Consider the following 20,978-nt stretch of genomic DNA (forward strand, 5'->3'; position numbering starts at 1 on the left):
CAACGGCCATGATGGGACCAGCACACTCACTGTCGGGCGCCGCCGCCTGGCTCGGCGTCGGAGCGGCGGCCGCCGCGGCCGGGCACGGGATGCCCTGGCCGGTCCTCCTCGCCGGCGCGCTGATCTGCGCCGGGGCCGCGCTGGCCCCGGACCTCGATCACAAGGCGGCCACCATCTCGCGAGCCTTCGGGCCGCTGTCGCGCTGGCTGTGCGAGATCGTCGACAAGCTGTCGTACGCCGTCTACAAGGCGACGAAGAAGCAGGGCGACCCGCGTCGCTCCGGAGGCCACCGCACGCTCACGCACACCTGGCTGTGGGCGGTCCTGATCGGTGGGGGAGCCTCCGTGCTGGCGATCACCGGTGGCCGCTGGGCGGTGCTGGCCATTCTGTTCGCGCACATGGTGCTGGCCATCGAGGGCCTGCTGTGGCGCGCGACCCGCGGCTCCAGCGCCGATGTCCTGGTCTGGCTGCTGGCCGCGACCAGCTCATGGATCCTCGCCGGGGTCCTGGACAAGCCGGGCAACGGCTCGGACTGGCTCTTCACGGCACCCGGCCAGGAGTACCTGTGGCTGGGGCTGCCGATCGTGCTGGGCGCGCTGGTGCACGACATCGGGGACGCGCTGACGGTGTCCGGCTGCCCGATCCTGTGGCCGATCCCGGTCGGCCGCAAGCGCTGGTATCCGGTGGGCCCGCCCAAGGCCATGCGGTTCCGGGCGGGCAGCTGGGTCGAGCTCAAGGTGCTGATGCCGGTGTTCATGGTGCTCGGCGGGGTGGGCTGCGCGGCGGCGCTCAACGTCATCTGAGGGGGCGGGGGCCTCGGAGCACCGGTCAGGGGCGGGGCCAGAGCCAGAGCCACGGCCGGGGCGATCCGCTGGGGATCGGCGTGGTGGACGCGTCCTGGCACGTCCTCATGTCGGTGATCCGTTCCTCCTGCGCCCTGGGAGCGGCCCGTCGGACGCCCTGGATCTCCGGTCCGCTCGCCGGAGAACCGCCGGCCGGATCAGCCGCCCTGTCCGGCTCCGCCGCCGTAGCGCCGCTCGAAGGCGGCGACGCGGCCCTCCGAATCCACGGTCCTCGCCTTGCCGGTGTAGAACGGGTGGCTCTCCGAGGAGATCTCGACGTCCACGACCGGGTAGGTCTCGCCGTCGTCCCAATCGATGGTCTGATCGCTGGTCGCGGTGGACCGGGTCAGGAAGGCGTAGCCGGCGGCGCGGTCGCGGAAGACGACCTGGTGGTATTCGGGGTGCTTGTCCTGCTGCATGCGAACTCCTCCTCCGGAGGCATCGGCAAGGGCCGACGGTGTGGGGCCGCAGACACGCGGACTGGGGCACAGGGGGCGGCGCGGTTTGCCTTGCGAGGCTCTGCCGTGCGTCGGGCTGACGTGCGGCGGTCAGCCGGACAGGGCGTCCTCGTCGACGATGTGCATGGCGGCCTCCTCGGCGGACGCCGCCGCGCCGTCGATGCCCACGTCCGTTGCGACGAGCGCGCTCTCCTCGTCCTCGTGGGCCCCTTCGTCGGGCGCCACGAGGCGGCCGGAGCGCATGGCACCGACTTCGTTGTCGAGGAGTTCCCCGTCGGTGCCGTCGGCGTCGCCCAGGCCGTCGCCGTCCGGCGGGACGGGGTCCGGCAGCTCCTCGGCGAGCCGTTGGTCGAGAGTCTCGCCCTGTCGGCGCTCGGCGGCCGTGACACCGCTGTGCTCCACCGCCCACGGTCGCTCCGGAGGGGACCAGCCCCGGTCCAGGGGGTCGTCGACGCCGTCGTTCATCAGGGTGTCCTCCGCGTCGAGCAGCCCCGTGTCCTCACGTTGGTCGGATGCGTCGGGCTGGTAGACGTCGTCCCCCCATCCGTCGGCGCTGTTCACGGGTACCTCCAGGTGGTGGGGACGGGCCCGAAGTCACCGCGATCGGCGGCGGGTCGCCGCGGCGCGGGGCACAGGCCGCACCCGGCGAGAATCGCGTGGTTTCCGGGTGCCCCCGAACCGGTGCCGCTATCCAGCCTTCCACCCCTTTTCGCCCCGGCGCAACGGCACGGGGCCGAGGCGAGGACTCCGGATCGGCGAGGCCCGGATCCGTGCCGCCGCGCGGGGCCGAGCCGGACTCCAGGGGGACGCCAGGCAGGACCCCCGGCAAGACCTGGCCGGGCCAGGCCGCACGGGCCTCCTGCAGCCCGCCGACCGCACCCGGTGACGCTCGGCCCGGTCACCCCGGCTCGCAACCGATGTCGGCCGAGTCCCGCCACGCCTGCCTTCCCGTGGTGGTCTGCCGAGCCGGGCCACGCCTGCCTTCCCGTGGTGGTCGGCCGAGCCCGGCCACGCCTGCCTCGGCATGGCGGGCGGCGACCCCGGCCACCCCGGCTGGCAACCGCCGCCGGCCGAGCCCTGCCGCCCCGGTATCCGACCTCGGGCGGGCCCAAGCCTGACTCCCTCGGTTCGCAACCCTGGGCGGGCCCGATCCTGACCCCCTCGGTTGGCAAACCGGGCGGGCCCGACCCCTGCTACCCCGGTCCCCACCCGGGGCGAGCCCAAGCCCGACTCCCTCGGTTCGCAACCCCGGCCGGGCCCGAGCCCTGCTGCCCCGGTATCCGACCCCGGGCGGGCGCAAGCCCGACCCCCTCAGCTCGCAACCCCGGGCGGGCCCGAGCCCGACCCGCGGCCCGCAACCCCGGCGCGCCCAAGCCCTACTACCCCAGCACCCAACCCGGGGCGGGCCCGAGCCCGACCCCCTCGGCTCGCACCCCCGGCCGGGCCTGCCCCCGGAACCCCGGCCTCCGACTGCCGTCGGCCGCCCCCCGCCCGAACCCCCGCTCACCCATGCCAGGACCGCCACAGCGCCGCGTACGCCCCGTCGGCCCTGACCAGGTCGTCATGGCTGCCCAGCTCGGTGATGCGGCCGTTCTCGACGACGGCGATGACGTCCGCGTCGTGGGCGGTGTGGAGGCGGTGGGCGATGGCGACCACGGTGCGGCCGTCGAGGACGCGGGCCAGGGAGCGCTCCAGGTGGCGGGCCGCGCGTGGGTCGAGGAGCGAGGTCGCCTCGTCCAGGACCAGCGTGTGCGGGTCGGCCAGCACCAGGCGGGCCAGGGCGATCTGCTGGGCCTGGGCCGGTGAGAGCGAGAACCCGCCCGAGCCGACCTCGGTGTCCAGGCCGTCGTCGAGCGCACGAGCCCAGATGTCCGCGTCGACCGCGCCCAGCGCCGCCCACAGCTCGGCGTCGGTCGCGTCGGTGCGGGCCAGCAGCAGGTTGTCCCGCAGGGCGCCCACGAAGACGTGGTGCTCCTGGTTGACGAGGGCCACGTGGGAGCGGACCCGCTCGGCGGTCATCCGGGACAGTTCGGCACCGCCCAGGGTGATCCGGCCGTCCCGGGGTGCGTAGATGCCGGCGAGCAGCCTGCCCAGGGTCGACTTGCCGGCGCCCGAGGGGCCGACCAGCGCCAGCCTGGTGCCGGGTGCGACCTCCAGGGAGACCTTGCGGAGCACGTCCACGCCCTCCAGGTAGCCGAAGTGCACCCGGTCGGCGTGCACGTCGCGGCCCTCGGGCGCGAGCTCGGCCTCCCCGGCCTCCGGCTCGATGTCCCGGACGCCGACCAGCCGGGCCAGCGACACCTGGGCCACCTGCAGCTCGTCGTACCAGCGCAGGATGAGCCCGACGGGGTCCACCAGCATCTGCGCGATGAGGGCACCCGTGGTCAGCTGACCGACCCCGATCCAGCCCTGCAGGACGAACACACCGCCGATCATCAGGACGGAGGCGAGGATCATCACGTGGGTGACGTTGATGAACGGGAAGAGCACCGAGCGCAGCCACAGTGTGTAGCGCTCCCATGCCGTCCACTCGCTGATCCGCTGTTCCGACAGCTCGACGCGGCGCTTGCCGAGGCGGTGGGCCTCGACGGTGCGCCCGGCGTCCACGGTCTCGGCGAGCGCGGCGGCCACGGCGGCGTACCCCGCGGCCTCCGAGCGGTAGGCGGCCGGTGCCCGCTTGAAGTACCAGCGGCAGCCGATCACCAGCAGGGGCACGGTGATCAGCACGGCGGCCGCGAGCGGCGGCGCGGTGATGACGAGCCCGCCCAGCAGCAGGACCACCCACACCACGCCGATCGCCAGCTGGGGCACGGCCTCGCGCATGGCGTTGGCGAGCCGGTCGATGTCCGTCGTGATCCGGGACAGCAGGTCACCGGTCCCGGCCCGCTCCAGGACACCGGGCGGCAGGCCGACCGACCGTACGAGGAAGTCCTCGCGCAGATCGGCCAGCATCCGCTCGCCGAGCATCGCCCCGCGCAGCCGCACCTGCTGTACGAAGACGGCCTGGACGACGAGTGCGGCCACGAACAGGCCGACGGTGAGCTCCAGATGGAGTTCGCGCTCGGCGACGCCGTCCGACACCCGCTCCACCAGCCCGCCCAGCAGCCAGGGCCCGGCCATCGAGGCCACCACGGCGACCGTGTTGACGCAGACGAGGAGAAGGAAGGCACGGCGGTGCCTGCGGAACAACTCGACCACATAGGCGCGTACGGTCGCGGGGGCGCCGACCGGCAGGGTGCTCGCCGTCGTCGGGGCCGCCGGGTCGTACGCCGGTGGCGCCACGCCGATCATGCCGACTCCTCGATCTCTTCCAGTTCCTTCAGTACGTCCTTGAGGGAAGTCCCTTTGTCCCGCGCACTGTTGTCCAGCGCGCTGTTGAGGGCGGCTCCCTTGCCCGATGCGTTGTTCGGGGCGGTGTCCTCTTCCGTCTCCCGGGTCACCACTGCCCGGTACCGCGGTTCGGCATGGACCAGCTCGCGGTGCACGCCGACCGCGGTGACCTCGCCCTCGTGGACGAGAACGACCCGTTCGGCGCGGTCCAGGAGCAGCGGGGACGAGGTGAACACCACCGTCGTGCGCCCCGATCGCAGGTTCCGCACGCCCTCCGCGATCCGCGCCTCCGTGTGCGAGTCGACGGCCGAGGTCGGCTCGTCCAGGACCAGCACGTCCGGGTCCGTGATCAGCGACCGGGCGAGCGCGAGGCGCTGGCGCTGGCCGCCGGACAGGGACCGGCCGCGCTCGGTGATCCGCGCGTCCATCGGGTCCTGGGCGTCGAGCGACCCCTGGAGCAGGGCGGCCAGGACGTCCTCGCACTGCGCTGCCGCCAGCGCCTCCTCGGCACCGATGTCGCCCGACCTCGGCACGTCGAGCAGTTCGCGCAGTGTGCCGGAGAGCAGCACCGGGTCCTTGTCCTGCACGAGGACGGCCGTACGGGCGCTGTCGAGCGGCAGTTCGTCGAGCGGGACGCCGCCCAGGAGCACCGGTGTGCCCTCCTCGGAGGCGTGTCCGCCCAGCCGTTCGGCCAGTCGGCCCGCCGCGTCCGGGTCGCCGCACACCACGGCGGTGAACCGGCCCGTAGGGGCGAGCAGTCCGGTGGCCGGGTCGTACAGGTCCCCGGAGGGCACCTCGGACCCGTCGCGCGATCCGTCGGTGTCGGTGACCCGCTCCAGGGACAGCACGCCCGCGGCCCGCCGGGCCGACGGGCGTGAGAAGGAGTAGGCCATCGCGATCTCTTCGAAGTGCCGGAGCGGATAGGTGAGGATCATGATCGAGCTGTAGACGGCGACGAGTTCGCCGACGGTGACGCGGCCTTCGCGGGCCAGGTGGACGCCGTACCAGACCACCGTGATCAGCAGCAGCCCCGGCAGGAGCACCTGGATCGCGGAGATCACGGCCCACATCCGGGCGCTGCGCACGGCAGCGCGGCGTACCTCCTGGGAGGCGCGGCGGTAGCGGTCGAGGAAGAGCTCCTCGCCGCCGATGCCGCGCAGGACGCGCAGTCCGGCCACGGTGTCCGAGGCCAGCTCGGTGGCACGGCCCGCCTTCTCGCGCTGGAAGTCGGCCCGCCGGGTCGCCCGAGGCAGCAGCGGCAGCACGGCGATCGCCAGCACGGGCAGGCCCACGGCGACGACCACACCGAGCGCGGGCTGGTAGACGACCAGTCCGGCGCAGACCACCACGATGGTGACCGCCGCCGCGGTGAACCGGGACCAGGCCTCGACGAACCAGCCGATCTTCTCGACGTCACCCGTGGAGACGGCCACGACCTCACCGGCGGCCACACGCTGGGTCAGTGCCGAGCCCAGATGCGCGGTCTTGCGGGCCAGCACCTGCTGGACGCGGGCGGCCGCCGTGATCCAGTTGGTGATGGAGGTGCGGTGCAGGAACAGCTCGCCGACCGCGTTCCCGGCGCAGCACAGTGCCAACAGACCGCCCGCGAGGGCGAGGTGCGCGCCGGAGCGGTCGACGACGGCCTGAACGGCGACGCCTACGCAGAACGGCAGGGCGGAGACGGACAGGAAGTGCAGCAGTCCCCAGGCCAGGGACTTCAGCTGTCCGTCCAACTGGTTCCGGAAGAGCCACCACAGGAATCGGGGACCCGAGCGCGCGTCCGGCACACCTGGATCGGGATACGGAAGGTCTTGAATCTGCATGACGTCCCAGTGGCTCGTGTCAGTGGGGGGGATCAGGGATGGGTGTGATGGGTCGGTCGGTGCCGAGGCGTGGAGTGGGGGCGCGCACCGCGGCAGCAAACCGTGACAGGTTCGCGTCGCAGCGTGGTCGTACGCAAACGGTTTTCCGATGCGCCGCACAGATCCGGTCCCCGCTCCGGTCTCCCTGGTCTCCCCGGTCTCTGGGGTTCCCCTCTGGTCCCCCTCCGGTCCCCCTCCCGCCCCCACCGGGAACGTGGTGCCACCATGGAGCGATGCGGAACGGCGGAGCATGGCGTGCGGTGGTCGCGGCGGCGGCACTCGGATCCCTCCTGGCGGCGATGACGACCCTGACCGGGTGCGAGGGCGCGCGGCACGGCGCGGGTGCGGGCGGCAAGGGCGCCCCCACAGGCCCGGCCGACACCGCTGATCCGACGCGGGATCCGGTGCGGGATCCGACCCGCATCCCGGACGTCGGCGACCACTGGCAGCGACGTATCCCCACCGACTCCCGCCAGGTCGTGGCGGTCTACGGCGACGGCAAGGACTCCCCGGACTCCACGGTCGTGCTCTACACCAGGCGCGGCTCGGGGCCCGGCGCCACCTGGGACCGCACCCGCAGCTGGCCCGCGCACAACGGCAAGAAGGGCTGGACGACCGACCACCGCGAGGGCGACAACCGCAGCCCCGTCGGCGTGTTCACGCTGAGCGACGCGGGCGGCGTACTGAAGAACCCCGGGTCCAAACTGCCGTACACGAGGTCCGCGGGCTTCGCGGCGCCGCGCTGGTGGGGGAAGTCGTACTGGCACGACTTCGACTACGTCATCGCCATCGACTACAACCGGGTCAAGGGCACCCCGCCCAACGACCCCACCCGCCCCGAGGGGCAGGGCAAGGGCGGTGGCATCTGGTTGCACATGGACCACGGCAGCGGCACGTCGGCGTGCGTCAGTCTGTCCGAATCGGCGATGGAGTACCTGCTGCGCACGCTCGATCCGGACCGGCATCCCGTGGTGGTGATGGGGGACAGGGCCGACCTGAAAAGTTCGCACTGACGCAGGAGGCGTCATTGCGGCGGATGCCCAACTCCCCATAGAACACGGCCATGAAGAGACGGATCGTCATGTCCATGCTCGCGGGAGCGACCCTCCTGGCGAGTTCACTCCTCGGGGCCACCCCCGCCCGATCGGCCGATGTGCCCGCCGAGTTCGGCACCGACTGGCACGACCCCGTCACCGCCGCCCCGCCCGTCACCAGACCGTCCGGCAAGTCCTGCCAAGTCACGGTCGCCGAGGCACAGTTCCGCGACTTCACCCCGTACCAGGGCACCTACACACCGCCCGAAGGCTGCGGCGACCGCTGGAGCAAGGTCGTGCTGCGGATGGACGGCAAGGTCAAGGGGCGCCAGTACGACCGGCTCGGCTATCTGCACGTCGGTGGCGTCGAGATCTTCCGTACGTCGACTCCGCAGCCGTCGCCCGACGGCATCGAGTGGTCCGTGGAGAAGGACGTCACGCGCTACAGCGACACCCTCCGCCGCGGCCACGACGTCGAGATGCTCATCGGGAACGTCGTCGACGACACGTACACCGGCGTCATCGACGTCAGGGTCACGCTGACGTTCTACGCCGACCCCGCCTCGGCGGCCCCCACTGCCCCCGCCCCCGAGGCCACTGCCGCCCTCGCCACCGCCCCCGACCGCGTCCTCACCCTCCAGGACGGCACCCTCACCACCCCGCGCAACAGCGAACGCATCGTCGCCGAGGTGTACGCGACCGGCTCCGGCGGCGGCTGCGAGGAGTACTGGTACCTGTCGGCGCCCGACCCGGCGCCCTACTCCTGCACGGCCGCCGACGGCCCCTACCGCGAGGTGCAGATCAAGGTCGACGGCCGGCTCGCCGGAATCGCCGCGCCGTTCCCGCACGTGTGGACCGGAGGCTGGTCCAACCCGTTCCTCTGGTACGTCGTCCCGGGACCGCGTGCCTTCGACGTCAAGCCCATCGAATACGACCTGACGCCGTTCGCCGGCCTCCTCAACGACGGCCGCCCGCACCGTGTCGAGGTCTCCGTCGTCGGCGTCCCCGAGGGGCAGAGCGGCTGGAGCGCACCCGTGAACGTCCTGGTCTGGCAGGACGCGAAGAGCGCGCACGTCACCGGGAAGCTCACCGCGCACCGGGTCGGCGACCTCGCCAACTCCTCGACGTACACGCCCGGTTCGGAGCACCGGGTGGACACGGAGGGTGGTCACCGGCTGACCGTCGCCGGCTACGTCGACACCTCGCACGGCCGGGTGGCGACGACCGTCCGCCGTGCGCTGAGCAACACCTCCGTCCACCGCTGGACCGACGGCGAGAACCTCGACGCCCTCGACGCCACTTGGACGGACGCCGAGTCGGTCACGGTCGACGGGCGCGGACCCGCCCGCACCACGCGCACCGAGCGGACGTACACCATGGACGGCACGACCACCCTCGGCGCGGACGACCGGCTGCGCACCGTCCTGACCCTCGGTGACCGGGCCGATGCCGGCACGTCGTACGGCGGACGGTCCATCGCCTGGTCGCGGCTCGACGACACCTACACCGGCGACGCCACCTGGACGACGAACGTCCCGCGCGACCAGCGGCACGCGGTCGGAACGACGAGCGAGCGCTACCGGCTGTACGGCTCGGGCGGCTGCTACGACCGCTCTCTGGCCAGCGTCCAAGGGGTGCTCACCGAGGATCGCAGCGGCTGCTGAGGCGGGTGGTGTGCGATGCGTCACTCGGGGCTCGATTTACACGGATGCAACACGGGGGTCTTGTGTAAGGACATCATCACCTTCAAAGTGATCGGCACGGAATCCGCTTTCCGTATGGCAGAAGTCCCAACCGTCCCTGGGGGCTTCTGTGTGCCGCCGTCCCCAAGGAGTGCCCGTGCCGCCGTCCGTACCGTCCCTGCCGCGACGCGTCGCACGCATGCTGCGTACCTCTCTCTTCGCGCAGGTCGCCTGCGCGCTCGTCCTCGGAATCGTCGTCGGGAAGCTGTGGCCCGGCTTCGGCGCGGATCTTCAGCCGCTCGGCGACGGTTTCATCCGGCTCATCAAGACGATCATCTCGCCGCTCGTGTTCTGTGTGGTCGTCGTCGGCATCGCCAAGGCCGGTGACCTGAAGGCGTTCGGCCGGATAGGGCTGAAGGCCCTGATCTGGTTCGAGGTCGCGAGCACGCTCGCCCTGCTGATCGGGCTCCTCGCCGCCAACTTGGTCCAGCCCGGGTCCGGGATGAACGTCGACCCCTCCACGCTCGACGCCTCGGCGGTCGACGCGAAGACGAACGGCGGGTCGCTGCCCTCGACGACCGAGTTCGCCCTGAACGCCCTGCCCACCAGTTTCATCGGCGCCTTCGCCGAGAACTCCCTGCTGCAGGTGCTCGTGCTGGCCTGTCTGGTGGGTGCCGCGCTGCTGCACCTCGGGCACACCAAGGTGCCGCAGGTGCTGCCCGCCATCGAGCAGGCCCAGGAGATCATCTTCGCGATCGTCGGCTTCGTCATGCGGCTGGCCCCGATCGCGGTGTTCGGCGCCATGGCCGTCCTGATCGGCAACTACGGGCTCGGCGTGATCGAGACTTACGGCAAGCTGATCGTCCTGTGCTACGCGGCCGCGGCGCTCTTCATCGCGCTCCTCGCCATCGCGCTGAAGGTCGTCACCGGGCTCAGCCTCTGGAAGTTCCTGCGCTACATCCGTGAGGAGATGCTGCTCGCGCTCGGCACCGCGTCCACCGAGTCGGTCCTGCCGCGGGTGATGCAGAAGCTGCGCAAGGCCGGCGCCCGTGACGACGCCGTGGGTCTGGTGCTGCCGACGGGTTACTCCTTCAACCTCGACGGCGCCTCGCTCTACCTGTCCATCGGTACGCTGTTCATCGCCCAGGCCGTGGGCGTCGACCTCAGCTTCAGTCAGCAGATCACCGTGATCCTGGTGCTGATGCTGACCAGCAAGGGCATGGCGGGCATCCCCGGTTCGGCGTTCCTCGCGCTGTCCGCGACCGCCTCCTCGCTGGGCGCCATCCCGGCCGGAGCGGTCGCCCTGCTCCTCGGCGTGGACCGCATCATGGACTCGATGCGCGTCGTCACCAACCTGCTCGGCAACTGCGTCGCCGTCTTCGCGGTCTCCCGCTGGGAGGGGGCGCTGGACAAGGAGCGGGCGAAGAAGGTCCTGAACGGCGAGATCGTGGTCGAGCTGGACGATGAGGAGCCGGAGAAGGCGGACCTCGAGAAGGCCGAGGAGCCGGAGAAGGCGGAACTCAAGAAGGCCGAGGAGCCGGAGAAGGCCGAGCTCCGGAAGTCCGAGGCGACGGAGCCCGCAGAGCCGGTCGCCGTTCCCGCCCAGTCGAGCAAGGAGACCGCCTCCGACGCCAGTTGAGCCGGATCACCGGAAACAGGCCGCGGCCACCCCTCCAGCAGTACGGAGGGGTGGCCGCGGCCTGTCCGCTGTTCGGCGCGCCGTTCAGCAGCGCCGCTCCCCGCCCCCGTCGATCAGCGTGTCCAGCAACTCGCCCAGCACCTCGCGCTGTTCGTCCGTCAGCGGCGCAAGGATCTCCTCCGCCGCCGACCGCCGCGCACCGTGCAGCTCCCGCAGGGCCTTCCGCCCGTCGTCGGTGAGCTCGATCCGGATCACCCGCCGGTTCGTCGGATCCGGCACCCGCCGTACCTTCCCGCTCGCCTCCAGCCCGTCGACCAGCGACGTCACCGCGCGCGGGACCACCTCCAGGCGCTCGGCGAGATCGGCCATCCGGGGCGGCGAGTCGTAGTGCGCGAGCGTGCGCAGCAGGCGGGACTGGGCCGGGGTGACGCCCAGGCCGCACTCCTGCAGGTGCTGTTTCTGGATGCGGTGGACCCGGCGGGTGAAGCGCAGGAGCTGCTCGGCGAGCGGGCCGTCGGGATCGGGCGTGGTCATGCGGGAACAATATCAGGACGACATTCATTGTGAGCATAGGTAACAATGAGCTAAGCTCCGTCAGTCCGCATCATCACACCTCCGTAGGAGCCCATGCACCCCGACAACGAACCCATCTGGACGCCATCCGCCGCAGAGCAGGAGCAGCCCCGGCAGGTGCGCCGCATCCTGAGCCTCTTCCGTCCGTACCGCGGCCGCCTCGCCGTCGTCGGCCTGCTCGTCGGCGCCTCCTCGCTGGTCGGCGTGGCCACGCCCTTCCTGCTCAAGGCGATCCTCGACGTCGCGATCCCCGAGGGCCGCACCGGCCTGCTGAGCCTGCTCGCGCTCGGCATGATCCTCAGCGCCGTGCTGAGCGGCGTCTTCGGCGTGCTGCAGACGCTGATCTCCACGACGGTCGGTCAACGCGTCATGCACGACCTGCGCACCTCGGTCTACGGCCGCCTGCAGCGCATGTCGCTCGCCTTCTTCACCCGCACCCGCACCGGCGAGGTCCAGTCCCGCATCGCCAACGACATCGGCGGCATGCAGGCCACCGTCACCTCCACCGCGACCTCCCTGGTCTCCAACCTGACCAGCGTGGTCGCCACGATCGTTGCGATGATCGCCCTCGACTGGCGCCTGACCGTCGTGTCCCTGCTCCTGCTGCCGGTCTTCGTCTGGATCAGCCGCCGTGTCGGCAACGAACGCAAGAAGATCACCACCCAGCGTCAGAAGCAGATGGCCGCGATGGCCGCCACGGTCACCGAGTCGCTCTCGGTCAGCGGCATCCTGCTCGGCCGCACGATGGGCCGCTCCGACTCGCTGACCAAGTCCTTCTCCGACGAGTCCGAGCGGCTGGTCGATCTCGAAGTGCGGTCGAACATGGCCGGCCGCTGGCGCATGTCCGTCATCGGCATCGTCATGGCCGCCATGCCCGCCTTCATCTACTGGACCGCGGGGATGGCCCTCCAACTCGGCGGCCCGCAGGTCTCGATCGGCACGATCGTCGCCTTCGTCTCGCTCCAGCAGGGCCTGTTCCGCCCGGCCGTCAGCCTGCTGTCCACCGGCGTCCAGATCCAGGCCTCGCTTGCGCTCTTCCAGCGCATCTTCGAGTACCTCGACCTGCCCATCGACATCACCGAACGGGAGGAGCCCGTCCACCTCGACGACGTCAAGGGCGAGGTCCGCTTCGAGAACGTGGAGTTCCGCTACGACGGGAACGACGGAAAGGGGGGTGTGATCCTCGACGGCATCGACCTCACCGTCCCGGCGGGCGGCAGCCTCGCGGTCGTCGGCCCGACCGGCGCCGGAAAGTCGACGCTCGGTCATCTCGTGCCGCGGCTGTACGACGTGACGGGCGGCCGGGTCACCCTCGACGGCGTCGACGTGCGCGACCTCGACTTCGACACCCTGGCCCGCGCGGTCGGGGTCGTCTCGCAGGAGACGTACCTCTTCCATGCCTCCGTCGCCGACAACCTGCGCTTCGCCAAGCCGGACGCCACCGACGACGAACTGCGCGTGGCGGCCCGGGCGGCCCAGATCCACGACCACATCGCCGCGCTGCCCGACGGCTACGACACGGTTGTGGGCGAACGTGGCCACCGCTTCTCCGGCGGCGAGAAGCAGCGCCTGGCCATCGCCCGCACGATCCTGCGCGATCCGCCGGTCCTCATCCTCGATGAGGCGACCAGCGCGCTGGACACCCGCACCGAACACGCCGTGCAGGAGGCCATCGACGCCCTGTCCGCCAACCGCACCACGGTCACCATCGCCCACCGCCTGTCCACCATTCGGGGCGCCGACCAGATCGTCGTCCTCGATGCGGGGCGCGTGGCCGAACGGGGGACGCACGAGGAGCTGTTGGAGCAGGAGGGGCGGTATGCGGGGCTGGTCCGCCGAGACGCCCAACTGGAGCCGACGGGGTGACGTTATGCCGGGTTTGTGACCATGTGCGGGTTACCGTTCCGGCATGTACTTGAACACTCCGTCACGGAGAACGATTCGACTGACGCGCCGGGGCCGTATCGCTCTCATCGCCGCCGGCGCCGTCGTGGCCGGTACCGCCGTGGCGGTGCCGCTGTTGAGCCCGGGCGAGGGAAAGCCGAAGCCCACCACCCTGGTGATCCCGGAGGGCTGGCGCGCGAGCCAGATCTACGCCGCCGTCGACAAGGCCCTCGCCCTGCCGAACGGTGCCACGAAGAATTCCCTCCACAAACTCGACCTCAAGCTGCCGAACGACGCCGAGGGCAACCCCGAGGGCTACCTCTTCCCGGCGACGTATCCGCTGGAGCGGAACGGCAAGCGGGCAACGCCCGAGTCCCTACTGTCGGCCATGGTCGACACCGCCAACAAGAAGTTCAGCGGCGCCCCGATCGCCGCCGGCGCGCAACGCAACGCCATGAACGTCTATCAGGCGGTCACCATCGCGAGCATCGTCCAGGCCGAGGCCGGCAGCAAGGCCGACATGGGCAAGGTGGCGCGGGTCGTCTTCAACCGGCTGGAGCGCGGGATGCCGCTGCAGATGGACTCCACCATCAACTACGCGCTGGGCCGCTCCACGCTCCGGACCACCGAGGCCGACACCCGGATCGAGAGCCCCTACAACTCGTACCAGCGCATGGGCCTGCCGCCCACACCGATCGACAACCCGGGCGAGGAGGCTATGCGCGCCGCGATCAACCCCTCGCCGGGCGACTGGCTGTACTTCGTCACGGTCAAGCCGGGCGACACCCGCTTCACCGCCGACTACGCGGAACACCAGCGCAATGTCACCGAGTTCAACGCCCAGCAGAAGCAGAAGGCGAGCCCCAAGCCGTCGAAGTGAGCCGACGGTGCGGTGGCCCACGGCCATCGGGCGGCCGGTACGTCAGGCGGCGAGCAGATCCTCCGCCGACGACCGCCTGATGTCCCGTACGGCCGCGCGCCCGGCCCGGTTGGCGCCGATCGTGCTGGCGGACGGGCCGTAACCGACGAGGTGGACACGGGGATCGGCGACCGCGCGCGTCCCTTCCACCCGGATCCCGCCGCCCGGCTCGCGCAGCCGCAGCGGCGCCAAGTGATCGATGGCGGCGCGGAAACCCGTCGCCCACAGGATGACATCGGCGTCCACGCGCTGACCGTCCCGCCACTCCACCCCGTCCGGCGTGACGCGGTCGAACATGGGCCGCCGGTCCAGGACCCCGTCCGCGAGCCCCTGCCGGACGGCGTCGTTCAGGGGCAGCCCCGTGACCGAGACGACGCTCTTCGGCGGCAGCCCCTGCCGGACCCGCTCCTCGACGAGCGCGACGGCCGCCCGGCCCACGTCCTCGGTGAACGGGCCCTCGCGGAACACCGGTGGACGCCGCGTGACCCACGTCGTGGCGGCCGCGTACGGGGCGATCTCCAGCAGATGCTGGGTGCCGGAGGCGCCGCCGCCCACGACCACGACCCGCTGTCCGGCGAACTCCTCGGGCCCGGGGTACTGCGCGGTGTGCAACTGCCGCCCCCGGAACGTCTCCTGGCCGGGGTAGCGCGGCCAGAACGGCCGGTCCCAGGTCCCGGTCGCGTTGATCAGCGCACGGGTCGCCCAGGTCCCCGCCGAAGTCTCGACGAGTAGCCGCCCCTCCGGGCCCTCCCGCACGGCACGCACGTCGACGGGCCGCCGGACACGCAGGTCGAAGGTCAGCTCGTACGTGTCGAAGTACTCGGCGATGACCTCGGACGACGGCCTCTCGGGCGCGGCGTCGGTCAGCTCCATCCCGGGCAGCGAGTGCATCCCGTGCACCTTGCCGTACGTCAGGGAAGGCCACCGGAACTGCCAGGCGCCGCCCGGACCGGGGGAGTGGTCGAGGACGACGAAGTCACGGTCCGGCTCGAAACCGGTGCGCCGCAGGTGGTAGGCGCTGGAGAGGCCTGCCTGACCAGCGCCTATGACGACTACGTCGATTTCCTCGACCACCTCGATATCGTTCACGTTTCTACTAACCGCCGAGGGGGTGCGGATCTTCCCCGAGGTACGACTCGGGCACGACCCGGGCACGACCGGAGGCACGCGGATCAGCGCGGACCGCGAACCAGCGGAGGTGGACGGTCATGTCACGAACCCTCCGAGGCGTGCGCCTCAGTGGTCGACGGCGGCAGGTCGCCGTTGTACCGCGTGTCCACGAACCGGCCGAAGTCCACCTTCTTCGGGATGAGCTTGAGCTCGGTGAAGGTGTCGGCGATCTCCTGCTCGGAGGCGATGAGCGGCTTGTCCACCGCGACCGAGATCCGGGTGGAGTTGGTGCGCTTCACCGAGGCCAGCGCGACCTCGTACGGCAGCCCGGTGTCCTTCGCCCAGACCTTCGCCCACTCCTCCTGGTGGTCGTGCACCCACGCCGTGGCACGCCGCAGCCGCTCCAGGTAGTCCTTGATGGCGGCGGCCTTCTCTTTGTCCTTCAGCGCGGAGGGCGCCGCCACCTGGAAGGTGAGCCCGTTGGTGATCCCGTCGCCGGTCGTCAGGATCCGGCCCTGCTGGGACTGGAGCACCTGCGAGGTGTACGGATCCCACACCGCCCACGCGTCGACCTTGCCGGCGGTGAACGCGGCCAGCGCGTCGGCCGGCTGGAGGTACTTGACGTCGACGTCGTTCAGGCTCAGCCCGGCCGCCTTGAGGGACGCGACCAGCTGGTAGTTGGCGGAGGAACCCTGCGCCACGGCGATCGACCTGCCCTTGAGCTGCCCGGGCTTCGTCAGCTTCGAGTCGTTCGGCACGAGGATCGCGTCGCCCTTGGAGGTGCCCTTGAACGCGGCCACCGCCGTGATCTTCGAGCCGGCACCCGCCGCGAAGACCGGCGGGGTGTTGCCGACGCCGCCGATGTCGACGGCCTTGGCGTTGACGGCCTCCAGCAGCGGCGGACCGGAGGTGAAGGTCGACCACTTGATCTTGTAGTCGAGGTTCTTCAGCTCTCCGGCGGCGCGCAGGATGGCCTCCGAACCGCCCTTCTGGTCACCGACGTTGAGGGTGAGGGAGCCCGATCCGTCGGTGTCGCCGCCGGTCGAGGCCGACGAGCTGCCGCCGCAGGCGGACAGGAGCAGGGCCAGGGGGAGAAGCAGCGCGGCGGGGACGAGGCGACGTCGCATGACGGATCCGTTCTGTGGAACTGAGGATGGGTGGAACCGGGGATGGGTGGAACCGAGGATGGAAGGAGGGGGTGGGTGATCAGGCGGCTTCGGCGGCCGTGTCGACGCCAAGTCGCTCCAGGAGGCCGGCGCGCAGTTCGGCGAACCGGGGGTCGGTGATGTCGCGGGGGCGGTCGAGGTCGATGCGCTGCTCGTGCGCGATGACCCCCTCGTCCATCACCAGGACACGGTCGGCGAGGAGTACGGCCTCCTCGACGTCGTGCGTGACGAGCAGGACCGCGCAGCCGCGCCGCTGCCACAACTCGCCGACCAGCCGCTGGGCCTTGATGCGGGTGAGCGCGTCGAGCGCGCCGAACGGCTCGTCGAGCAGCAGCAGATCGGGCTCACGGACCAACGCCCGTGCGAGTGAGGCGCGTTGGGCCTCTCCGCCCGAGAGGGTCTTGGGCCAGGCGTCCGTACGGTGGTCCAGGCCGACCTCCTTCAGGGCCTGCTCGGCGACGGTACGCCCGGGCTTGTCCGGCAGGCCGAGCAGCACGTTGCGCCACACCTTCTTCCACGGCATCAGCCGCGGCGCCTGGAAGGCGACGGCCTTGCGGCGCGGCACCAGGACGGTGCCCTCGATGTCGCGGTCGAGGCCGGCGAGGATGCGCAGCAGGGTGGACTTGCCGCAGCCGCTGCGGCCGAGGAGGGCCACGAACTCGCCCGGCCGGACGTCGAGGTCGAGCCGGTCGATGACGGCACGGCCGTCGAAGGCGCGGGTCAGGCCCGCGACGTGTACGGCCTGCGTGGGCGGCGTGGCCTGCGTGGACTGGGAGGTCTCGGAGGCCTGCGCGGCCTCGGGGCTCACCGGCCGGTGAACGTCGGTCGCCATTGCAGCAGCAGCCTTTCGAGGGAGCGGACGATGAAGTCGGCGAGCAGGCCGAGGAAGGCGTAGACGATCAGGCAGACCACGATCACGTCGGTGCGCAGGAAGTCCCGCGCCTGCACCATCAGGAACCCGATGCCGGAGTCGGCGTTGACCTGCTCGGCGAAGACGAGGGCCAGCCAGGCGATGCCGAGCGAGTAGCGCAGGCCGGTCAGGGCTCCCGGCAGCGCACCGGGCAGCACGACATGCCGCACCAGGCCCCACCTGGACAGCCCGAGGGACTCCCCGGCCTCGATCAACTGGGAGTCCACCCCGCGGATACCGGCGTACACGTTGAGGTAGAGCGGGAACGTCACGCCGAGCGTGATGATGGCGACCTTGGGCGCCTCGCCGATGCCGAACCAGATGATGAACAGCGGGATGAGCCCCACGAAGGGCACGGTCCGCAGCATCTGCACGGGCGCGTCCACCAGGTCCTCGCCGATCCGGAACAGGCCCGAGACGAGGGCGAGTCCGGTGCCCACCACGGTGCCCAGCGCCAGCCCGGCGGCGACGCGCGTCAGGGACGTCGCCATGGCCGAGGACAGCGAGCCGTCCGCGATCAGATCGCCCGCTACCTGGGCGATGCGGCCCGGCGAGGCGAGGACGTCGGAGGTCAACACGCCTGTGGTGCTGAGCAGTTGCCACAGGATGAGGAGCAGGACCGGGCCCGTGGTGCGGCGCAGCCAGCGGGGGACGCGGGTGCGGCGGGAGGAGGCGGGGAGGAGGGGCTCGAGGTCGGGCGGGGAGGGGGCGGCGGTGGCCTTGACCAGGGCACCATCGGGTATATCGGAAATATCCGGCTCGGAAGAGCCGGGTGGGGCATGGCTGATGCTCATGAGTGCTCCACGGGGGAGAGCGGCCGACGGGGGCGTGCGCTTCGGCGCCGCCACGTCTCACAGCGAGGTCAGACGTGCGGGTGGAGCGGTGCCGTAGAGCGGCGAGCCGGCAGCTGGGAGAGAGGAAGAAGACAGCGTCAGCGGCCGCGGCGACACGCGGCGGAGGCCACCCGCAGCAGGTCGATGTGACCGCGCGTGGTGAGCAGGGCTGAACGCAACATGCCGCTGAAAGTAGCCAGATGGCGCGGCGACGGTCAACGGTGTCTCGCGAAGTGGACCTTGCGTATCACGGCTCGACCGCCGTCGGCCGTCTCCTCGCATGCGAACCCCGGTGCATGGGCGAGGATGGACGGCATGTCAGACGCCTTCACCACCCGAGTTCTGAACGTCGCCTCCGGCTCCTCGGAGCGGGTCGTGGACCTCACCCCCGACTGTGAGGCCTTCCTGCGGGAGGCGGCGGCAGGCCGCGACGGCCTTCTTAACGTCTTCGTGCCGCACGCCACGGCCGGTATCGCGATCATCGAGACGGGTGCCGGCAGCGACGACGACCTCCTCGCCGCCCTCCACACCCTCCTCCCCGCCGACGACCGCTGGCAACACCGGCACGGCAGTCCCGGCCACGGCCGCGACCACGTCCTCCCGGCCTTCGTCCCGCCCCACGCCACGCTGCCGGTCCTGGGCGGGCGGCTGGAGCTCGGGACGTGGCAGTCGGTGTGCCTCGTCGACACGAACAAGGACAATCCTCGTCGCCAGGTGCGGTTGTCGTTCCTTGCGTGACGAGGATGGCGACTGAAGGTCTGAAGTCCGGCCGTACCCAACGAGTCCGGCTCGCCCTTACTCAGGTTGAATCCGTGATGTCCGGGGTGTGGTGACGGGTCGTGATCCCTGCGGTACGACGTCTTCATGCGGTATGCGCAAGGGGGCGGGCTGACGCCTGCCGGGCAGGTGAAGCGGGAGGCCGTGCGCCTCGAGGCGGCCAAGTGGTTCGAGGCCGGGGCGGGCACGGCCCGGATCGCGGCCGAGTTACGGGTGACGGACCGGTCGGTGCGCCGATGGCGGGCGGCCTGGCGGCAGGGCGGTGCCGGAGCGTTGGCGTCAGCGGGGCCGATGGCGGTGGAGCGGCTGTCGCCGGCGCAGTGGCAGCGGCTGGAGGCGGAGTTGAAACGGGGCCCGCTGGCGCACGGCTTCGACGACGAGGCGCAGGGCTGGACGCTGAAGCGGGTGAAGCTGCTGATCGGCCGGCTGTTCCACGTCGGCTACACCGTGCAGGGCGTGTGGCGGCTGCTGAAGCGGCATGGCTGGAGCTGCCAGGTGCCCGTGCGGCGGGCGCTGGAGCAGGACGAGGCGGCGATCGAGGTGTGGAAGGCCGAGGTGTGGCCGCGGGTAAAAGTACCGCGCACGACCTGGGCGCCCACATCTGTTTCGCGGACGAGTCCGGCCAGTCGCTGATCCCGCCGAAGGGCCGGACCTGGGCCCCGCGCGGGGCCAGACCCGTGGTGCGGGTGGCCGGGCGGCGCGGCGGCCGGGTCAACATCGCCGGCGCGGTGTGTTTCAAGCCCGGCCACCGGCCTCGGATGTTCTTCAAGCTGCACGTGAACCGCGGCCGCAGGGGCGAGCCGAAGACCTTCGCCTGGAACGACTACCGGGACTTCATCCGCATGGTCCACCTGCAGCTCGGCACCCCCGTGGTGTGGGTCTGGGACAACCTGAGTGTGCATCTGCAGCAGGAGCTCTTCGACTTCGAGGCGGAGCACAAGGACTGGCTGGTCATCTTCCATCTGCCGCCGTACGCACCAGAGATCAACCCGCAGGAGGGCATCTGGAGCCTGCTCAAGCGGGCCCTGGCCGACTTCGCCGCCACCGACCTCGCGCACCTGACCCGCGTCATCAAGCGGAAACTCAAGAAGATCCAGTACCGGCCGCACCTGATCACAGGCTGCCTGCCGACCACCGGCCTGGACCTTCAGGGCCTGATCGAGACACCGGACATCACGGATTCAACCTGAGTAATGTGTAGCGGCGGACTCATAATCCGTCGGCCGTGGGTTCGAGTCCCACCGGCCCCACTCGTGCAGGCCGCTGACCCGCGAAAACGTTCATTTTTGGCTGTCGGAGTGTCAACTTCGCCTGAACGGACTGAATCCGCTGCCCGTGAGTTTGGGGCCGGGTCGTCCTGTCATGGCTTGTGGCCGCGTGACCTGCACGGCGCTTCCGCGTGCGGGCCTACGACGGCACGGACTTCGGGTCCTGGAGCGGCTACACGACGTTCACACCGCACACCGCCCTGCCCGCCGCACCGGCGATCTCCTGCACCCCGTACAGCCAGCCAGGCGGCCGCAGCGGCGGCGCCGCTTCCTCCGCTGTTCGCGGCCGCTCGCCGCGGCACTCGGTCCTCTTCTTCGCTTTCGCCTTCGCCGTGATCGCGGACCCGGTCTCCTCCGTCGCCTACGCGATCGAGGCCGCGCTGCGCGCGCCCCATCTCCGCCGGGACGGCTCGTGCACCGTAGTTCCGCGCGCCTCATCGTCACCGGTGGCCCGCCGGTCGTATCTGCTCCGTCAATCACTGCCGCCGATGGCAAGGGCACGTTCCTGCCGGGACGCCGGTGTGCGAAGCGGTGCTCCGGCCTGGTGGAGACTGACAAGAGCCTTCCGGTAGGAGGTGATCAGCCCGGTCTCCACGTAGTCCACGCCCAGTTCCTGGCAGTAGCGCCGACAATGGTGCGGGCCTTGGGCAGGTTGGGGCTGGGCATGCTGGGAAACAGGTGGTGTTCGATC

Annotated in this window: 19 protein-coding genes and 1 pseudogene; 9 read left to right on the forward strand and 11 right to left on the reverse strand. The window is 71.0% G+C overall.

Annotated elements, in window-relative coordinates; translation table 11 throughout:
• Nucleotides 1-8 precede the first annotated feature (8 nt).
• Nucleotides 9-803 (forward strand): metal-dependent hydrolase, encoded by a 795-nt coding sequence (locus ABD932_RS13925; RefSeq protein WP_250081098.1) that lies wholly within the window; start codon nucleotides 9-11, stop codon nucleotides 801-803.
• 197 nt (nucleotides 804-1,000) lie between these two features.
• Here ABD932_RS13925 and ABD932_RS13930 read toward each other — a convergent pair whose 3' ends face one another.
• The 4 genes from ABD932_RS13930 to ABD932_RS13945 all read right to left on the reverse strand — a co-directional run bounded on the left by ABD932_RS13930 (nucleotide 1,001) and on the right by ABD932_RS13945 (nucleotide 6,453).
• A complete protein-coding gene (locus ABD932_RS13930) occupies nucleotides 1,001-1,261 on the reverse strand; it encodes a type B 50S ribosomal protein L31 (protein ID WP_345012329.1) in 261 nt (86 codons plus the stop codon).
• Between the two features lie 129 nt (nucleotides 1,262-1,390).
• Nucleotides 1,391-1,861, reverse strand: a complete 471-nt coding sequence (locus tag ABD932_RS13935; protein WP_126389405.1) for a DUF5709 domain-containing protein — start codon at nucleotides 1,859-1,861, stop codon at nucleotides 1,391-1,393.
• 942 nt (nucleotides 1,862-2,803) lie between these two features.
• Nucleotides 2,804-4,591 carry an ABC transporter ATP-binding protein gene (locus ABD932_RS13940; RefSeq protein WP_345012332.1) on the reverse strand — a complete coding sequence of 596 codons (1,788 nt, stop codon included), beginning with the start codon at nucleotides 4,589-4,591 and terminating at the stop codon, nucleotides 2,804-2,806.
• Entirely contained in the window at nucleotides 4,588-6,453 is a 1,866-nt protein-coding gene (locus ABD932_RS13945) for an ABC transporter ATP-binding protein (protein ID WP_345012334.1), read from the reverse strand. Before ABD932_RS13945 ends, ABD932_RS13940 begins: the two co-directional genes overlap by 4 nt.
• Nucleotides 6,454-6,725: 272 nt before the next feature.
• Here ABD932_RS13945 and ABD932_RS13950 point away from each other — a divergent pair, with 272 nt between their 5' ends.
• The 3 genes from ABD932_RS13950 to ABD932_RS13960 all read left to right on the forward strand — a co-directional run bounded on the left by ABD932_RS13950 (nucleotide 6,726) and on the right by ABD932_RS13960 (nucleotide 10,847).
• Complete coding sequence (locus tag ABD932_RS13950; protein ID WP_345012337.1) at nucleotides 6,726-7,505, forward strand: L,D-transpeptidase family protein; 780 nt, start codon at nucleotides 6,726-6,728, stop codon at nucleotides 7,503-7,505.
• 50 nt (nucleotides 7,506-7,555) lie between these two features.
• Nucleotides 7,556-9,190, forward strand: coding sequence for a peptide-N4-asparagine amidase (locus tag ABD932_RS13955; protein WP_345012339.1), 1,635 nt, complete (start codon nucleotides 7,556-7,558; stop codon nucleotides 9,188-9,190).
• Between the two features lie 175 nt (nucleotides 9,191-9,365).
• Entirely contained in the window at nucleotides 9,366-10,847 is a 1,482-nt protein-coding gene (locus ABD932_RS13960; protein ID WP_345012342.1) for a cation:dicarboxylate symporter family transporter, read from the forward strand.
• Nucleotides 10,848-10,931: 84 nt separating this feature from the next.
• Here the strand turns inward: ABD932_RS13960 and ABD932_RS13965 are convergent, their stop codons facing one another.
• The gene (locus ABD932_RS13965) at nucleotides 10,932-11,381 is read right to left on the reverse strand and encodes a MarR family winged helix-turn-helix transcriptional regulator (RefSeq protein ID WP_345012345.1); all 450 of its coding nucleotides are present in this window, start codon (nucleotides 11,379-11,381) and stop codon (nucleotides 10,932-10,934) included.
• 93 nt (nucleotides 11,382-11,474) lie between these two features.
• Here ABD932_RS13965 and ABD932_RS13970 point away from each other — a divergent pair, with 93 nt between their 5' ends.
• Together ABD932_RS13970 and mltG are read left to right on the forward strand one after the other, a co-directional pair.
• Nucleotides 11,475-13,286, forward strand: coding sequence for an ABC transporter ATP-binding protein (locus ABD932_RS13970; protein WP_345012347.1), 1,812 nt, complete (start codon nucleotides 11,475-11,477; stop codon nucleotides 13,284-13,286).
• A 43-nt stretch (nucleotides 13,287-13,329) separates the two neighbouring features.
• Nucleotides 13,330-14,184: an endolytic transglycosylase MltG gene (gene mltG, locus ABD932_RS13975; RefSeq protein WP_345012349.1), complete on the forward strand. Its 855-nt coding sequence runs from the start codon at nucleotides 13,330-13,332 to the stop codon at nucleotides 14,182-14,184.
• Between the two features lie 42 nt (nucleotides 14,185-14,226).
• On the opposite strand, the gene ABD932_RS13980 is transcribed toward mltG, so the two are convergent.
• The 5 genes from ABD932_RS13980 to ABD932_RS43970 all read right to left on the reverse strand — a co-directional run bounded on the left by ABD932_RS13980 (nucleotide 14,227) and on the right by ABD932_RS43970 (nucleotide 18,424).
• Nucleotides 14,227-15,312 (reverse strand): NAD(P)-binding domain-containing protein, encoded by a 1,086-nt coding sequence (locus ABD932_RS13980; protein ID WP_345012351.1) that lies wholly within the window; start codon nucleotides 15,310-15,312, stop codon nucleotides 14,227-14,229.
• Nucleotides 15,313-15,434: 122 nt separating this feature from the next.
• Nucleotides 15,435-16,460 carry an ABC transporter substrate-binding protein gene (locus ABD932_RS13985; protein WP_345012353.1) on the reverse strand — a complete coding sequence of 342 codons (1,026 nt, stop codon included), beginning with the start codon at nucleotides 16,458-16,460 and terminating at the stop codon, nucleotides 15,435-15,437.
• Nucleotides 16,461-16,539: 79 nt separating this feature from the next.
• A complete protein-coding gene (locus tag ABD932_RS13990; RefSeq protein WP_345012355.1) occupies nucleotides 16,540-17,331 on the reverse strand; it encodes an ABC transporter ATP-binding protein in 792 nt (263 codons plus the stop codon).
• On the reverse strand, nucleotides 17,304-18,203 hold the full coding sequence (locus ABD932_RS13995; protein ID WP_345012357.1) for an ABC transporter permease: 900 nt from the start codon (nucleotides 18,201-18,203) through the stop codon (nucleotides 17,304-17,306). The genes ABD932_RS13990 and ABD932_RS13995 overlap by 28 nt, the downstream gene beginning before the upstream one ends.
• Before the next feature lie 137 nt (nucleotides 18,204-18,340).
• Entirely contained in the window at nucleotides 18,341-18,424 is an 84-nt protein-coding gene (locus tag ABD932_RS43970) for a putative leader peptide (protein WP_313884353.1), read from the reverse strand.
• 133 nt (nucleotides 18,425-18,557) lie between these two features.
• Between ABD932_RS43970 and ABD932_RS14000 the strand changes: the two genes are divergently transcribed.
• The 3 genes from ABD932_RS14000 (at nucleotide 18,558) to ABD932_RS14015 (ending at nucleotide 20,859) form a co-directional block, all read left to right on the forward strand.
• Nucleotides 18,558-18,980, forward strand: coding sequence for a YjbQ family protein (locus tag ABD932_RS14000; protein WP_345012360.1), 423 nt, complete (start codon nucleotides 18,558-18,560; stop codon nucleotides 18,978-18,980).
• A gap of 126 nt (nucleotides 18,981-19,106) precedes the next feature.
• Nucleotides 19,107-20,209 (forward strand): IS630 family transposase gene (locus ABD932_RS43975; protein WP_425587458.1). Its coding sequence is split into 2 segments (ribosomal slippage): nucleotides 19,107-19,560 and nucleotides 19,560-20,209, totalling 1,104 coding nucleotides; the frame shifts between segments, so codons are not numbered across the junction.
• Nucleotides 20,210-20,418: 209 nt separating this feature from the next.
• Nucleotides 20,419-20,859 carry a hypothetical protein gene (locus tag ABD932_RS14015; protein ID WP_345012382.1) on the forward strand — a complete coding sequence of 147 codons (441 nt, stop codon included), beginning with the start codon at nucleotides 20,419-20,421 and terminating at the stop codon, nucleotides 20,857-20,859.
• Here ABD932_RS14015 and ABD932_RS14020 read toward each other — a convergent pair.
• Nucleotides 20,760-20,978: pseudogene (locus ABD932_RS14020) on the reverse strand (hypothetical protein); the annotation flags it as partial. The gene ABD932_RS14015 and the pseudogene ABD932_RS14020 sit on opposite strands and share 100 nt — an antisense overlap.

The sequence above is a fragment of the Streptomyces shaanxiensis genome (assembly GCF_039537145.1).
Taxonomy (GTDB): domain Bacteria; phylum Actinomycetota; class Actinomycetes; order Streptomycetales; family Streptomycetaceae; genus Streptomyces; species Streptomyces shaanxiensis.